Raw genomic sequence first — 15,781 nt, forward strand, 5'->3', positions numbered from 1 at the left:
CCCAGGCCAGGATTGGCGCCATTCCCGCAGCGGGGCCGCCGATAAGGCGCTGATTGCCACGACCAGCAGCACCCATGTCTGGCGTCGGCCGGCGCCGGCCTGGAGCGGTATTGCGGCATTCGGGCCGCCTGCAGCTCAGAGCCGCATGCTGGGGATGGCGGCTTTCATAACCGCCATCCCCATGGCACTTACCAAGAGGGGTGAACCCGACCAGGATCACGCCGAGTTTGGTTCTCTGGTGAGGAGATGGCAGCTCGGTGACCGATGCGGACTGGAGCTGTACGCCTCCTGTTTAATTCCCGGGGAGAGGCCTAGACTTTAGTTCGGTCGTCGCGTCCTTGCGCGCCTTGTCCACGTTGATGCCACCGATCCGTTCCTTTGCCCGCTGACTGGAATCCATCCGTGTACCAACATTCAAGCTGCTCCCAGCACCAGTGAGCTTTTCAACGCTCACGTTTGAGTCCGTCGGTAGATGCCCAGTTTCGGCAAGCAATCCCAGCCACTCGTCTAGATTGACCTTTGACCAGTCGACGAGCTGAATTTCATCAGTCGTGATGCCACGGCAATCCGGATCCTTTGGAGTGCCCCAGGACAAACCGATCTGCGGTCGCACCTGTTCCTGAATGATCCTTGACAATGGCGAGTTAAAGCAGCAGTAAGACTCCCTCTTCTCAATACAGACGCCCGCCACCTTACTATTACAGTAGCTACCGACTTGGTGGCAGTTTTTGAGTTGCTTCTGCGCATTAAGCTCGAATTCTTCCTTCTCGCACGCCCAGATGATCTTTATCAGGATCATTACGATCTGGTAGACGGTATAGGCAATCATTACCCAGCCGAGTACCGACCCGATAATCGCTTGGCCGCCGCCCAACTGCAGGGGCCCCTGCGCAGTGCCACCTACGAACGCTGACCCGCCAGTTTCTGCGACCGAAAAGAGGCTGTTGGCTGCCGCGTCACCGAACACCTGAGCGGTCCAGTCGCCGACCTTGTTTAATAAGGTCTGTTGGATGGAGCCGATGAGCGTCTTCGACGCAGCGTCCGATGCGACGCTTTCCGTGCCACCCCATATGTTCTCCCAACCCTGGACGAAGGGCTTGTTAAGCTCAGTCCAGGCGCTATCAATTGGCCCGGTTAGCGTCTCGTAAGCTCCACGTATGGCATTGCTCTTGTCCAGGGCGGATACCGCGCTGTCCAGCTTGCCGACAGCCAGAATCAGCGAAATATAATCGCCGAGAGACACGGTAGACGTTGATGCGCAGCAATCGACGATGCCGCCGACCGCTTTTTTGCAAGACTGCGCCTTCCCTTTGAAGACCGTACAATTGCGGTTGGCCTCAATTGTATCCTCGTTGCACTCAGCATCCATAGCCATGAAGCGGGCGGCCGACAATGTGGCCGCAGCTCGCGCGAAGTCGTCGCTCAGTTCGGCCTGCGGGTTCACGCAGTCGGTGCCCATGCATCGGATTGGTCCAGGGCAACTTGTTTCGGTGCTGCGGGTCACGGTTGGAACCGTTGCCGAGTGCCCACAATCCCACTGCTCCTCCATCACGTAGCAGGCGCCGGACGTTCCTTGCGCCCCCTGCACGCAACTCGACTTGATAAAGCCGCAAGCTGGATTCGCCTCATAGCTCGCGCATGAGGCCATGTTTTCGCCGCTGGTTTTCGGACATTGCTGCTGGCCTTGCGCATCAACCCAACAGTCCATCTGGCCCTTGTAAAAGTCGCATGTGGCATTGATGCTCGCCTTGCGACACATCGGGGATAAGCCCGGATGGATGGGTACCATGTCGGATTCGCACAGCTTGATCCCGTCAATGACCGCGCATCCATCGGCGTCCAAAGTTGGCATGTCCAAGCACTGATAGGTGCCCTTGCAGAATTTGTCGGCTAGGCCCTTGGTCGACCGTTCGCAATCCGGCGGGGAATATTCGTCCACAGCTAGCACCTTCTTGGGGTCATAAATGACCTTGAGACGAGCATAGCCTTCCCCTTTGCCCGTGACAGATGTCCGAGTACGAAATTCCAATGGCCCCTTGGTCTTGAAATAGCTGGTCACATCGACGCTAAGGTTTCTCTGCCAACTTACCCCGTTTTCGCAGTTACCGACAGTTTCCGGCGGGAAATTACTATCGGGACCGGACCACACTTTCTGACCCTTCATGAGGATCTGCATGTAATCGTCCCACTTGGCGTAGTCGACAGTCGCCGAGATCACCGCATCGGGATTGAAAACGTCAACCTCAATTGCCTCCTCGAAGATCGTGCAGTTTCCCTGCCAGTAGTTGTCACCAACAGTGCCGATCCAGATGTAGAGGCAACCGTCGCCGCATGAGGCTAGATTAAGAGGACCAGATTTGTGATTGATGATGCCTGCTTTATAGGTATGCTGAAGAGTGCAGTTCCGGCTCTCGTCCGTTATGCGCTCGCAAGTCTTATAGTCCGGGATATGAGCCGCAAAGGACCCCTTGCTGAAAGTTGTCGAGGATTTGCAGTCCTGGAAATCGGCTGGCAGATTATTCCAAGTGAAGTCGGATTTAGCCCAGAGTGGGTCATTATCGAGGTTCGGTCTTGTCACGTTGGCCGAGCCCACCAGGGTCCGGTAGGCTTCGCCGGTGCGGCTCTCCTCAGTCTTCAGACGCTTGTGGGCCTCTGTGCCAGCGTCCCGCATGGCATTGTCGTTGCCATATAGCGCTTGGGTGGTGTCGGCATTCTGGCCGCTTGAGCCAGGGAACATATCGCCCGATGAGAGCGACAGCGGCTTCGAGGAGTTGGGCCAAAGGGTGACCTGCCCATTCGGCTGGGCAGAAAAAAGGTCATTCACGTTCGGAATGGAGCCGCCTACCGCCCGTCCGGCAGCAGCGCCGCTGGCGATGGGGTCCGCGGCCAGAGCAATCGCGCCAGTCTGCACGGTCACCAGCGCGGATACGACTATGGCCGCGATCGGCTGGGCGAGCCAAGACGTGCGTAGCAGTTTCATGGGGGTCTCACGCAGACGAAGAACGAGGCGGAAGCGGCGAAATGCCACGGGAATTTCCGCCTTCAGTTATCGCCTATCGCAAACGTCCCTCGCGCCGCTGAAAGACGCGCGTTTTCAGCGTCTTTCGTCGCCTCATGATCGAACTGAACGCTCAGGTCTGCGTTACCTTTGGCGCACCTTTGCTTGAGGCGGCCAACTCAGCCACATACCAATCGACTGGGCATCCCAGAATAGGTTCTGAAGCAGTAGAACTGCCACTTACCAATCAGAGAAACATGCATTTCATCGGTTGCATCCGCCTACATAAAAGAAGAACAGCAGTCGACCCAGCGCCAAAGTATAAACATTGAGTCCTCTCCTATTGCCGGGATTTGCTTTCCCATTCCCCAACGCCAATCGGACTCACCGGTAACATGATCACTTCGTGCCTCGGGCAACGGGAAGAACATACTCCAGCGATATTGAGATTTTGGGAACATGGGGTCGATACGTCCGCCGCACAGGGCGTCGTCCCCCATGGTCCGCCAGGAGAGCCCCCGGCGATGCGCCACCGCAATAGACCGAGCGGCCAGGAGGTTAGTGTTCTCCGCCAACGAGCCAAGGGCGTCATCCCAGCCCGAAAAGGGATAGATCGACGTGCTCCAAGCTCCCGCACACCAGAACATCTTCGTGATCGGCCGCCCAGCTGTTGCGGCGGCAGCGTCCGCCACGCACGCGGACTGCGTGATGGGATCGGCAACGGCCGCCGCCTCCGGCTGAGTGAAGAACGCTAGCTCCGAGTTGTTCCAGGTCGGGTCTAGCTCGGAGATCATCATGAGATCGAAGTCGAAGAAGCCATCGCTGACGCAGTTGTTGTCAACGAACAGGTCAAGCATGATGAGCAATGGAAAGGCGTATGTGTGATAGTGATAAAAAGCGCTGTCCCCATAGTCGAGCTCCGAGTTCCCCTTTGTGCCCTGCATGCGCCGTGAGATGGGCAACGTGATGCCCCCGAGCGCCATCGAACATCCAGGCTTGCGCACCAGCTCCACAATTCTCGCCGGCTGCCACATGGAGATCGTCAGGCCCGGCTTCGGCAATCCAGCCCGGTCGCTGCACAGGCACAGCGCCTTCTTCGTGGCTCCTTCCGGCACACGACTGCTCCCACCGCCCAAGGGGATGCCCGCCACCTTGATGGGGAAGATGCAGCCCCAGCAAATGTCGGTGAGCAACTTCCCCGAGAACAGTTCGGAGTTTTGGCAAGCAGGGTCGGCCACGGCAGACGACAAGGGGCTTGCAATGAGCCCGAGGGCCAAAGCGGCAGCGGCGAAAAGGCGGCGCATCAGGGCTTGCCCTTCTCTGGAGGAATTTCGGTGACGACGAACGCGCGCCCATCGGACTCGATGAGCGATGGCACGCGCTCCAACTTGAAGCGGGATTTGATGTCGGGGGTCAGCAGATAGACCGGACCATCAACACGCTGCTCCAGCTTGTCGAGACCCTCCCAACTACCGTCTCGGTCCATGGCCGTCATGACCAACGTGACGCGCCGCCTACCCTGCACCTCGGCAGCGAGCTTGGCAGCTATTCCCACTTGGCCAGGAGAGCGGGCGTCGAAGACGACCAGCCGCTGTGTGAAGGGTAGTTTATCGAGTGGGTTGATCCGGCGTCCAACTTCAACGAGGACGCGCCCCTGAGCATCGGTGATCGGCTTCGTGACCACGACCGTCGGATCGATAGAGCGCACCCGCCTTTCGGTTGCCTCCGGCAGCTCGTCGAACCGCGCCTTCTTCCAGAATTCATCGCGGGCGCGGCGCTTGTAGCCCTCAAGGTCGAAGTCTTTGGCCTTTGCCTGCAGCACCTCGATCAGATCGGGCTCTACCACCTCAACTGTGGGGCCGAGAACGCCAAGATCACCAGTTGCGCCCTCCCTTACCTTGTCGACGATGAACTCCGGAGAAGTAAGGCCGGTGGCATGGGCGAGCACATTCGCGCCGTCCATGTAGGCGACCACTGGTGCCGCTGTAACGGACAGGTCCCGGAAGACCGTAGGATCGATGATCACGTTCGGCAGCGGGTCCATGTCCCGCAGCATGGCGTGAAGCCGCCGGACGCCCTGCCCGAATGTCTCACCTGGCAGAACGCCCCTGAAGAGCACCTGCACGTCTTCGCGACCGGCGACGCTTTGGAAGAGTTCCTTCAGCGCTGCATCTCCCAGCGCCCAAGATGCGAGGACCTTCACCCGCAGGCCATCGTCGCGCGGAGGTTGCCCGGCGGCGGGCCCAGCGTCTGGCATGGACATCTGGCGTTCGGCGGCATCCTTGCCATAGAGCCACGCCGGTGGCGGCTGCGTGACTGCCTGCTGCTTGATACGCTGCGCCCTCTCCACGATGGCTCGGATCTCATCGTTGCTCGCGACTGCTGGCGTGGCCAGGACGGTCGCGCCAAGGAGCAACAGGGCGAAGCTGCGCATGGATGGTCCTGAATGTGTGGGGATGTTGAAACGGCCGCCGCGGTCAGGTGGGGCGGCGGCACCAGCAGGTCACTGCTTGCGCATGCTGGTCGGCGTGCTACCGCTCAGTCCCAGATAAACCAGAACTCCAACCGCGGCGATCACGGCTACGATGGCGGGCGGCGCCACAGCCCCAAAGGCGACTGGAAGCTCGGTGCTCTCTGTTCCCGTCCAGATCAGGTCTGCCCAAAAAAACAGGCCGGCCACGACCATGGCGGCAACGACAAAGGAGCCGACAAGTGTGAAGGCGAAGCCAAGCAAGGTAATGGTTTTTGCGAGCATCGGACTCTCGAGAGCATCGGGAAAGGGTTCCCGTCCAAGGCCCCCAAGACTACCGCTATCCGCGATCGATCCGCGCCACCGAAAGACGCTGGAAATCGTCGCCTTTCGGCAGCGCCCGCTATGGCGATGGCAGGATGACGATAACCGACAGATCGTCGGTGAGCTGGCCCCACCGGCTCTGAACCGCAGATGCCAGCGCGGCTGCAGGGCTCCGGCCCTGTGACAGCTTCAGGAGCGCCAAAGCGTTTTCCGGCCAGAGGTAGCGCCAGAGCCCATCCGAGCCGATCACAATCGGATCGGTGCTGGCACCAATCACGCAAGGAGAGGGATCGGTTATTCCGGCGCCTACCCTCTGGTTCCGCTCGCCCCCTGAAATCTCAACCGGGCCGTCCTCATCTCTCGACCACGCTTCGGAATCCCCTACCCTCACAAAGGTCAGCCGACCTCCGCCAAGGTAGCCGAGAATGGCCGTCGTGCTCCCATCGTCAGCCTTGTGCAGGGCAGCGTCAGCGGCGACGAGAATTGCCGCAAGGTCATGCCCGGTAGGAGGCGTCTCCATGGCTTTCACCGCTCTCTGGACCGTCCCCAGCAGAAGGCGCGGAGCCCGGCACCCACGAGCACCGGCGCCATCAGCCAGAAGCAGCACAAGGCCATCTGGCGCCGGTAAGCAGGCCGCGATGTCGTCAGCAAAGGCAGCGCCGGTCATCGGACGGACACACACGGTCACGGCGCATCGATCGGTTCGATGCTGCGCATCCGTTGGCGGATCGGCGGGAAAAGGAGCACTTGGGCCGTGAGTAGGGCTCGCCAGCGGTTCTCCGCGCACCGGAGCCGCCGTCGGGGTAAGACGCCGAAGAAGCGCGAGCATATGGGACCTCTTTGGACGGCGGGTCAGAAGAGGCGGTAAGCCCGTCCCACGATCTGGGCGACAGGCAGCTCACCCCAATACCGGCTATCGAAAGAGTCGATAGTCCGGCCCATCACCCAGATTGCTCCAGGCGACACCACCAGCTCACGAGCGAAGTCACCTGCCTGCCGGCCTAGGGTGCGTGCAAGGGCCAGCCCCTCGCCCACTTTGGCTCCATTAACGGTGACGGCCGCCTCGCCGACGGCGACGTGATCGCCAGGCACACCGTCAGCCACTTTGACCATCGTCGTGCCGTTCTTGAAGTAGGGCGTGAGCCCATTCGCCGCGAAGGCCACGAGTTGTCCGCGCTCAATGTTCTTGTCCCAGCGATCGATCAGCACCACCCGGGTGTCCGGCAGGCACCGGGAGATTTGCGGGTCGATTCCGATACGGTACCGGTCGGTCACATAGGCGCCGGCGGCGTAGAGCGCCACCAGCAACGCTCCTGCCTTCAAGGCGAAGCGGCCCCACGGCTCCCGCCGGCGTGCGGCGGCGCCTGTCACTTCCTCTTCTCCTGGCCGCCTGCTTGCGGTGCTGGTGGCGAGTCCGACTTGGCGGCAGCTGGCATCATCATCGCCCCGTCCGGGGCCGCGAGCACCGACTGGCCGTCCAGCACGATGTAGCCATCTTCCTGAAGGCGGCGAATGTCACCGCGGACCCGCCCCATCGCCATTTCTATAGCTTCGGCCGGCTGCCCCTTCAGGGCCGTCGCCATTTTCGTGAAGTCGACAACGATGACAGGGGGACGGGCTGCGACCTCCGCTTCTAGAAGCGCCACTCGATGCCCCATCCCGAGGTAGGCGACACCGACGCTCACCACCACGGTAAGCACGAAGCGGAGCACACCGTCGAGAATGTCCGGCTTGCGGTAGGCGCTCTGGCGCTCCACTGGAGACGGAGAAGACACTCCCTCAGTTCCGGTGCTGGAGGCGGCCTGTGCGTCAGGCGGCGGAACGGCGGTTTCCACCATTTCTCTCCTCGATAAGCATGTAAACTGCATCCCGAACCGGTACGCCCTGCGCACTCAGACGCTTAATGGCGTTTACTTCCTCGGCCTTTGTCGAGTAGATCAGCTGGCGGAACGGATCGACGATGAGCCGCCCTATGCCGCAGCCGTACGACGTGATGGCAAAGATCTCCGAGTACTCGCCCGGGACTGTGTGGACGGTTTTCAGCAGTTCATAGCCACCCTCGGTGAGCGGCAACCGGCTCTCTTTCTTCAGCGCGTCAATCGCCTCTGGCTTCTGACCCAGTAGGTACATATTCGCGCTGTTCTCAACGATGGCCCGGCCGGTCGGCGCTGCGTAGAGGTCACCGACACCTTGCGTGATGGTTACGGCCGCGCCACCGTATTTCCGGAAACGGCGGTAGCCATGCTCAATGAACTTGGCAACGTCACCCTGCATGAGCAGGTCCCATGCCTCGTCGATAATCACGAGCTTCGGACGATCGCGTTCGCCGAGGTACATTTCCTGCTGAATTTGGTAAATCAGCTGCAGAAGGACGACCTGCTGGAGGTGCTTGCGCCCCTTCAACTCTTCGAGTTCCAGCACGGTAAACCGATTGTTGAACGCAACGTTGTTCTTGCCGTTGAAGTATTTCCCGTACTGACCGCTTCTGGAAAAACTGTAGAGCTGATGCCCGAGATCACTGATGCGATTGTCTTCGCGTGCCTCCCCTTCTCGCAGAAACCACTCGATCATGTCGTCCACGACCATCTGGTTCCCTTTGGCCTCCCATGTTTCGTGCAGCGCCCGTTTCATTTCCTGGGTCTGCAGATCACTGAGGCCTTCGGTCGGAGCAGCCATAGCGGCGAGAAGACCAACGAGAACATCCTCCTGATCCTCGAAGTCTTCACCATCTTCGATCGCTTGAATCAACTCGAAAGGATTCAAGCAGATCGGGGTGCCTTTGCCAAAGTGTATGAAGTCACCATCAAGCAGTTCACACAATTTTTCATAGGATCGGCCAACGTCAATCACCCATACGCGCCCGCCCATCGAGAGCGTTGACGAAATTAGCTCGTTGGTCAGAAACGACTTACCGGAGCCACTCTGCGCCGCAATAGTCGTGTTGTAGTTTGATGTGCTGTCGTACAAGGACAGTGACATCAGCTGGCCGTTGCGGCTGATGAGATTGAGGACCGGCGTGCCCGTGCCTCGCCAATCACCGAACACTGGCAAAAGCGGCACCGCCTGACGCGTGGCCATGGTTTTGTAGCGGAATAGCTCTTTGATTGCCTTCTTCTCCGCACCAAACGGCAGAGCGTTCAGAAAGATCGGGAGGCAGAAGAACTTGTCGGGCAGCAGGTTGTAGCCCATCTCGCCCCAATAGGCCTGAGCGGTCGATACAGCGCCCGTGGCGGCGTCGTCATCGTCAGCAAACAGGGTCATGGAGAGGCTGAGACGGCAGGTTCGGTCACCGTCGTCCAGCGCCTCGAACAGGACATCGAAGTCGTCCTTCCTGTGCGCCAGCTTCGGCACGAAGATGCGCATACGGCCGATGGCCTGGTTGGTCGCCCATTGACGCTTCGTTGAAAGACCCGCCTTAGCTTTCTGCGGGTCCGGATAATGGAGGCTGGCGCTGATCATAAAGGGAACGCGAATGCCACGAATCCCTTCCCACATATCTCCGATGAAGTTTGCCGCCTGCCCGAAATAGATGCGCTGCGGAAAGCGCTTAATCGACAGCGTGCGAACGCGGGTTTCGCCGAGCGACAAGCCCTTTGCGTTCACCTTCAGGTCGGTCTGGTAGTCGAACACCTGATCGCGCAGCAGCTTGTCGGTTTCGATTTCGCTGGTTCCATCCAGGCGCCAGGAGGCATCCTTGCCCTGGTTGATGAGCGGCACCATCACGTCGAGCCATGCCTGCGACGTAAGGGGAGTTGGCGAGAGGCCCACCGTCTCGAGGCTCTTCTGCACCGTCACCTTCTGCTCGCTGGCCCGGTCCAGCTCAGCCTGGGTGGGTTCATTGCCGGACAGCGGAAGTTTGACCGTGACGAGAAGCTGGATGTCACGGACGCGTAGCCCGCTGCGCTTCTCCACAGGGTCATTGACGCCGGCCGTCAGGAACTTTGCGCGTTGCTCAACCGTCTCCAGCAGCAGCGGGTCTTCTTGTCCGGCCCGGAGTTGGCGCATGTGGAACAGGGGCGGCTGAATGTTCTGCGAACCGAGCAGAATGAACTGGAGGATGGTGTCGGTCGGCCACGCATCCTTTAGCATCACGTTGAGGCGTTCGGCCGCCTTAGGATCGCCAGCGGTGAGCGGCCGGCACATGAACCCGAAGCCGATGGTTTGGTCCGCGCAGTAGAAGATCTCGCTTTCAGGCTCGTAGGCGAGCGGCATCAACAGCTCGCCGCATCGATCGGACTTGTAGCGTTGGTTCAGGGGCATCAGATGCGGCCCTCCAGCCAGCTGTCGAGGTCCTGGGGAAGCCCACCCTTGGTGCGGCCGTCCGGCGCGATCATGAAGGGAACCCCCTTCACACCGACAAGCTGCGCCGTCACCAGTCGCTTCTGGATGGGCAGCAGGTTGCAGTTTTCGTTCTGCGGCAGGCTGTCGCGGATTGGCCCGGCCATGAGCGCTGCAAGCGCCGCGGCCGGATCGGTCGCGCAGGACACCATCCGCGTCAGCCGCTCGCTTTCCTGGCCGAGGACGGGAACGACGATGACCTGGAATGTGTACTTGCCTGCCAGCGCGGGCATTTGCTGCAAGATGCCGTGGCAGTAGGGGCACTTGGGGTCGACAAAGATCGTCACTTCCTTCGAGCCGGTACCGTAGCGGAATGCGCCCAACTCGGCCGGCGTCACACCCAGTTTGGAGAGCTGGACGCGGCTCGCGTTGTCGCGGAGGTCGGCCAGGTTGTTCACCCGCTTTCCAGTCCAAGTGTCGTAAAGGTCGCCGCGCAGCACATAGCGGCCATTGTCGGAGATAAAGGCCATCCCGGGAAAGCCTTCGCCTTCAACGGCAGTAAAGCCTCCGGAGGGGAGCTTTTCCATTGCCGTGATCCCGGCCGTCAAGGCGTTGCGGTTGATCTGCGCCTCGGTCTCGGCCGAGGCCGGGCCCAAGCTGCAGGACAGGGCCAGAAGAGCGACCAAAAGTCCGAGTGCGACGCGCACGGTAATCCTCCAAGTGCAGAGAAATTCTGGCTCGGAGGCTACTCATTTCGGCGGTTTCTTCGCGCCGTCGAAAGACGCCTGAAATCAGCGTCTTTCTCAGGCGTGACCAGACTTGACAACATGCGCAGATGATTGCGCGAGAGGCCACAAGGTCCGGCGCCATAAGCCGGACCTTTGCCTTACATCCTTACCGCTTGGGGGCGGCGCTATGGTGTTGCCGGGGGAACCTCCGCCGGTTCGGCCTCGGTCCCAGCCGTCACCTCAGGTGACTCCGCACCGGAGTCATCAACTCCCCGCAGCGTTACAACCGGGGTATCGCTGCGGGACAGCTTCGATACCGAGATCCGGTTCGAGTTGAAGGCAACCGGTTCGCCATCGAGCGTCCAGCGGTAGCCTACAACACGCCCATCGTCGTCGCGGCAATCGGCGTAGTAAATCCAGCCACTCGTCCACTCCCGCAGGGTGGCGGTGCAGCGAGGGGGCGTATTGGCCGCCACGGTGACGGTCTGCGAAGCCCCAAAGCTCCATCCCATCAGCGTCTTCGCTCGCGCCTCCACCGTGTGTGTGCCCTCGCCCAGGGTCATCTTCGAATAGGACCCTGTGGTCCCGGTCGGCGCTCCGTTCAGATAGTATGCGAGTGATGTGATGCGGTCGCTTGGATGGCCCCCCGTGATCGAAGGCTTGACCGTTAGATCCAGAGGGGCTCGGTAGTACGGGTTGGACGGGGACACGGCGAGCGTCATGTTGTAGTTCGGTGCGGCAAGCATGTTCACCGTCGTGTTCACCGTCGACGAATGGCCGCGAGCGTCGGAAACGGACGCGGAGAACGGATAGGCCCCTGGCGTCTCGGTTCGGACAACGCGCATCGTCTGGTTGGCGTCCTCGAGCAATGTGGCGGCCGGTGGCAGGGACCAGTTGTAGGTCGGGTTGTCGAGCTGCATGGGCCGCCCGATCTGGCGCAGGCGCACCGTCACATCCGCCGGCGCATACTGCGAGCTTCTGGTCGGCTCCAGGCTGAACTCCGGCCAGACGTATTCCCAAACCCGCACGCGCTTGTCTTCGCTGCCCAAGGTACCGTCGAACCCCACAATCTCAGCGTGGTAGGTGAGGGTCACCGTGTCGGCCGCCAAATTCTCCGATGTAGGCCCCCAGGTCAGCATCGGACCATCGACACGCGTCCCGTCGGGGAGCGTCCACCACCCACGCAGTTCCACATCCATGTTCCGGTAGGGCAGGCCCATCACGCCGCGGAACGTGCCGGTCTGCGGGTACTCGACACGGGCTGGTCCGACGATGCGGATCATCGGCGGGCGAACCGGCACGAAGTTGACGCGCCGCCGCAGTTCACGCCACGCAAACGGGTCGTCGGGAGGTGCATCCAGCATGCGGGCGCGGGCGACCAGAACCATGCGCTCCGGTGCCTCGCGGGTCACATTGAATTCGAGCTTGCCCGGGGTGAAGGATTTCCCGGCATCCAGCGACCACTCGACTGAGACTTGTTCGTCAGTCACCGGCTCGCCCTTGTGCGTGAGCAGCAGCTTGTAATGACCGTTGCCGCCGAGGAAAACGTGCTCTGGGCCATCCAACTTACCCTGCGGCACGTCATAAGCGATGACATGGATCGGGTCTGTCGTGTGTTCCGCGCCGGAGAACTTGTTCTGGAGGACCGCACGCACATCGTACTCACCTTTCGGGAAGGTGTACGACAGGCGCATCTTGTTGTTCCGCATCGGGGGGACCACGCTCCACGTCGCTCCGCCGTCGGCACTCACCTGCCACGTCACGGCGCCCAGCGCAGTTGCGTCCAGGCGGTGATCGAGGGCGAGACTAAAGATGGAGGTGAGCGGCGCTTCACCGGTGATCCGACGCGCCGTTAGGCCGGCGCCGATCGCACCGCCCTTGACGACGGTGAGATTCAGCGGCCGGATCGCAAATTCGGTGCGCGAGTATTCCGGAACCGGCGACTTGACGCGCGCCTCCGCGGTAAGGCGGACGTAGCCGGTGTCGAAGGTGCCTTCCGGCAGCGTGAACGAAACGTCGCCGTTGTCGGCCGAGACGAATTCGGTCAGCGGCTCGGTCGTCCGATAATCGATGTACTTGACGAGGCGGACCTCCCACTCTCCCATCGTGGCGGCATTGTAGCCGGCCTCCTGTTTGTAAACGTCCCGAATGCCGACCGCGACCGGCAGGTCTTGAGTGTCCAACATGAACGTTGTCGGCACTGTAACGACGGGCTTGATGTTGGCATTCGGAACAGCGAGCAGTTCGAACGTGCGCTCGGACTTGTTATTGGGCATTTGGGAGTAGCGGGCCCTCACGGTCCAGGGCGTGCGGCTCCATAGCTCCGCCTCTACCGCGTTCAGGCGCCGCTGTATCTCCCTCGTCTCTCCCCAGGGGGAGGCGTCGAACTCACCATCCTCGATCACCTCGCCTCCGCGTTCGACCGAGATACGGTAGACTGCGTTAGCGCCTTTGATCACAGAGTTGCCCGCATAGCCCCCGTCACGGGAGACCGCGTAGAGACCGTCTTTCAGAACGGTCAGCATGTCCTCGGTGATTGCCGGCACCGGGGGCTCAATCACGTTGTACGTAAACGCTCCTTCTCCAGCCGGGATCTTAGAGCCGAGCGGGGTGACGACGTCGACCTTCCATCGCACTTCCTGAGTGCCGGCCTGCTCGAGCGAACCTTTCAGATAGGGGCGCACCCAATACTGATCCTGGGACAGCGTGTTGGGCAACGCCGTCCATGTGAGTGCGCAGCGCACCACCGCATCGGAGGAACGATACTCCGCCTCCTCATAGCTCCAATATGTGTCGCAGGCCGGGCCATCGGACTGCTTCATCATCACTTCCAGGGGCTGGACCAGCCGGTAGGCGCGATCTGACGAACGCTGCGGCTCGTAGGCGAGAAGGTTGCCGATGGGCGTGACTGTGAGTGTCGCCGTACCGGACGCTACGCGCACCTGCACATCGTTGGGATCGACCAAGCTGATCTTGTAGCCGACGTCGTACGCTCCGTGGACCCACATGCGTCCCTCCGCCATGGGTGTCATTGCGGTTACGGGCTTGAGGTCGGTCGGCAGTGGATCCCACTCAACGAGGCACTTCGGAGCGGTGAGCACGTCACTGGATCGTGCGGTCGAACGGCTTGACGTCAGTTCGCATCGGTTTCCAATGATCGCCTCGACCTTGAGCTTCGCCATGTCAAATGCTTGGCGCACGGACCAAGACTCAGCCTTCATGGCAACGTGCGGCACCCAGGTGTTCACCCGGAGATCAACACCAGGGCTGTTCGGAGCGACGCTGGTAATCCAGAGCCGCGCCTGCCCCTCCCGCCCGTCCTCCGCAGCCATCATAGGCAGCGAGAGCTTTCCCGACGCGGTGGTGAAATCGTAAGAGCCGATCGGAACACCCACATCGCCGGGATTGACCCTCACGCCGGCTATCACTACCGAGACATTTGAATCCTTGTGCATTGAAACACGCATCTCGTGCGTGCCGCCAAGCGTGACCCCATTTGGGAGTTTCCAGGCGTCGGTGGTCAGCGGATTCAGGCGAGCGCCGTTACGAAAGCTGTGCTGAACCCCCGGGATCCAGATTTCATTGGCGGTGGCGGTCACGACAGGAACAGTGGGTGGCGCATATGTGATCGTCCACTCCCGGGTGGCCGACGCCCCATTCCCATCTTTGGTCGTCGCAGATAGCTTGTAATCACCCACCCAGGATGACGGGAGAGGATTATCGGTGATGATCTTGTAGCCCTCAGCGCGGTTCGCGAGGGTCAAGATCACAGGGTCGCCGGTTACATTGGTCCCCGGTCCGGTCACTCTGAACGACGTCGCATCGCCTGCACGATGATCGATGTGAGGAGCTGTGCCGCCATAGCTCTCCGCTATTGCAACCCCACTCGTAGTCGGCAGAGCCACTCCAAGCGCCCATACTGCGGCAAGGACGGCGCTTCTTAGTCGCTTACCGCTTCCAAAGTTAGGACCACCGTTATTAAGGCCCTGCGCTATGCACCGTCGCCAGCGCCGGGTCCAGTTCCCCTTAGTAGCGGAAGTCAACGGTTGCACAGTTTTGAATCTCCTCAGCATTCGGTCTACGAGCCCAACAGCAATAGCGACCGGCCAAACCCCGGCGCAGGGTGTTGCTGCCACCCGGATGAAGGCGCCGCAAATGCTGGCGCAGCGCCACCAGAGGAGCGTGCGCCAGTTCTCCGCTCGGCAGCAGTCATTGGCAGCTGCCATCGCACTGGACATGCCCATCGTTGAATCCACAGCAGATTTTATCTCCGTCGGAGCAGGAGGTTATCCATCCGCCGCGGTACATCTCGCACGTAGTCGGCGTGGCAATCCAATCACTGCACGAAGCCGCGTAAGTGGGTTGGCACCAATATCGTGAGCAGCTCTGACCCATGTTTCCAACACAGCAATTCTGAGTGTTGCAGCTCTGGGAGTCGTTTGGCCGGCCGCCCCAGCCGCAGTTGCTGCCATCGACCGACGCGCCATCGGAGCGACGGCACCAGACGGACCGCGATTGGCTGCCGCCGCCGCATGAGGCAGAGCACCCGCCCCAGCCCTCTGCTACCCAGGAGTACGAACAGCCTGAGTAGCTGGTACACCCCTGAGTATCGCTCGGCCGCCCACCCCCGCAGTTGCCACCATCGACCGAGGCACCGTCAGAGCGTTCGCACCAGACCGAGCGGCTTTGGCTGGAACCGCCGCAAGCATTTGCACACGCTCCCCAATCGTTGCTACGCCAGGAATAGGTGCAATTGGCGTAACTGGTGCATGCTTCCACCGTCTCCGGCTTCCCGGCCCCGCAGAAGCTGTCGGCAACAGTCACTCCATCAGAGCGCTCACACCATACCGACCGCGACCGGCTGGACGCGCCACAGGCGTTTTCACAGGCCCCCCATGCGGCAGTCTTCCACGCCACCGGCAAGAAGCCTGTAGCTGTGCCTGCGAGCGCAACACTGGGCTGGTTGTGGTTCGCGAGAAGGAG

10 protein-coding genes are annotated in these 15,781 nt (G+C 61.0%); all 10 read right to left on the reverse strand.

What is annotated here, in order from left to right; genetic code table 11:
• Nucleotides 1-292: 292 nt before the first annotated feature.
• Nucleotides 293-2,980 carry a conjugal transfer mating pair stabilization protein TraN gene (gene traN / locus TSO5_RS28545; RefSeq protein WP_109154780.1) on the reverse strand — a complete coding sequence of 896 codons (2,688 nt, stop codon included), beginning with the start codon at nucleotides 2,978-2,980 and terminating at the stop codon, nucleotides 293-295.
• A gap of 299 nt (nucleotides 2,981-3,279) precedes the next feature.
• Complete coding sequence (locus TSO5_RS28550) at nucleotides 3,280-4,302, reverse strand: TraU family protein (protein ID WP_109154781.1); 1,023 nt, start codon at nucleotides 4,300-4,302, stop codon at nucleotides 3,280-3,282.
• On the reverse strand, nucleotides 4,302-5,432 hold the full coding sequence (locus TSO5_RS28555; RefSeq protein WP_109154782.1) for a TrbC family F-type conjugative pilus assembly protein: 1,131 nt from the start codon (nucleotides 5,430-5,432) through the stop codon (nucleotides 4,302-4,304). Before TSO5_RS28555 ends, TSO5_RS28550 begins: the two co-directional genes overlap by 1 nt.
• A 69-nt stretch (nucleotides 5,433-5,501) precedes the next feature.
• Entirely contained in the window at nucleotides 5,502-5,753 is a 252-nt protein-coding gene (locus TSO5_RS28560) for a hypothetical protein (protein WP_109154783.1), read from the reverse strand.
• 118 nt (nucleotides 5,754-5,871) lie between these two features.
• Nucleotides 5,872-6,459 carry a hypothetical protein gene (locus TSO5_RS28565; RefSeq protein WP_109154784.1) on the reverse strand — a complete coding sequence of 196 codons (588 nt, stop codon included), beginning with the start codon at nucleotides 6,457-6,459 and terminating at the stop codon, nucleotides 5,872-5,874.
• 185 nt (nucleotides 6,460-6,644) lie between these two features.
• Nucleotides 6,645-7,094 (reverse strand): S26 family signal peptidase, encoded by a 450-nt coding sequence (locus TSO5_RS28570; protein ID WP_136705941.1) that lies wholly within the window; start codon nucleotides 7,092-7,094, stop codon nucleotides 6,645-6,647.
• A gap of 65 nt (nucleotides 7,095-7,159) precedes the next feature.
• The gene (locus TSO5_RS28575) at nucleotides 7,160-7,630 is read right to left on the reverse strand and encodes a hypothetical protein (protein ID WP_136705940.1); all 471 of its coding nucleotides are present in this window, start codon (nucleotides 7,628-7,630) and stop codon (nucleotides 7,160-7,162) included.
• Nucleotides 7,602-10,052, reverse strand: a complete 2,451-nt coding sequence (gene traC, locus TSO5_RS28580) for a type IV secretion system protein TraC (protein ID WP_109154787.1) — start codon at nucleotides 10,050-10,052, stop codon at nucleotides 7,602-7,604. The genes TSO5_RS28575 and traC overlap by 29 nt, the downstream gene beginning before the upstream one ends.
• Entirely contained in the window at nucleotides 10,052-10,777 is a 726-nt protein-coding gene (locus TSO5_RS28585; protein ID WP_136705939.1) for a DsbC family protein, read from the reverse strand. The genes traC and TSO5_RS28585 overlap by 1 nt, the downstream gene beginning before the upstream one ends.
• A 206-nt stretch (nucleotides 10,778-10,983) precedes the next feature.
• A complete protein-coding gene (locus tag TSO5_RS28590; RefSeq protein WP_136705938.1) occupies nucleotides 10,984-14,562 on the reverse strand; it encodes a hypothetical protein in 3,579 nt (1,192 codons plus the stop codon).
• Nucleotides 14,563-15,781 lie beyond the last annotated feature (1,219 nt).

It is taken from the genome of Azospirillum sp. TSO5, from assembly GCF_003116065.1.
GTDB lineage: Bacteria > Pseudomonadota > Alphaproteobacteria > Azospirillales > Azospirillaceae > Azospirillum.

Coding starts and splice junctions, on each gene's coding strand:
- traC (WP_109154787.1), bottom strand. CDS start 10,052: ATGCCCCTGAACCAACGCTACAAGTCCGATCGATGCGGCGAGCTGTTG.
- TSO5_RS28575 (WP_136705940.1), bottom strand. CDS start 7,630: ATGGTGGAAACCGCCGTTCCGCCGCCTGACGCACAGGCCGCCTCCAGC.
- TSO5_RS28565 (WP_109154784.1), bottom strand. CDS start 6,459: ATGACCGGCGCTGCCTTTGCTGACGACATCGCGGCCTGCTTACCGGCG.
- TSO5_RS28550 (WP_109154781.1), bottom strand. CDS start 4,302: ATGCGCCGCCTTTTCGCCGCTGCCGCTTTGGCCCTCGGGCTCATTGCA.
- TSO5_RS28560 (WP_109154783.1), bottom strand. CDS start 5,753: ATGCTCGCAAAAACCATTACCTTGCTTGGCTTCGCCTTCACACTTGTC.
- traN (WP_109154780.1), bottom strand. CDS start 2,980: ATGAAACTGCTACGCACGTCTTGGCTCGCCCAGCCGATCGCGGCCATA.
- TSO5_RS28555 (WP_109154782.1), bottom strand. CDS start 5,432: ATGCGCAGCTTCGCCCTGTTGCTCCTTGGCGCGACCGTCCTGGCCACG.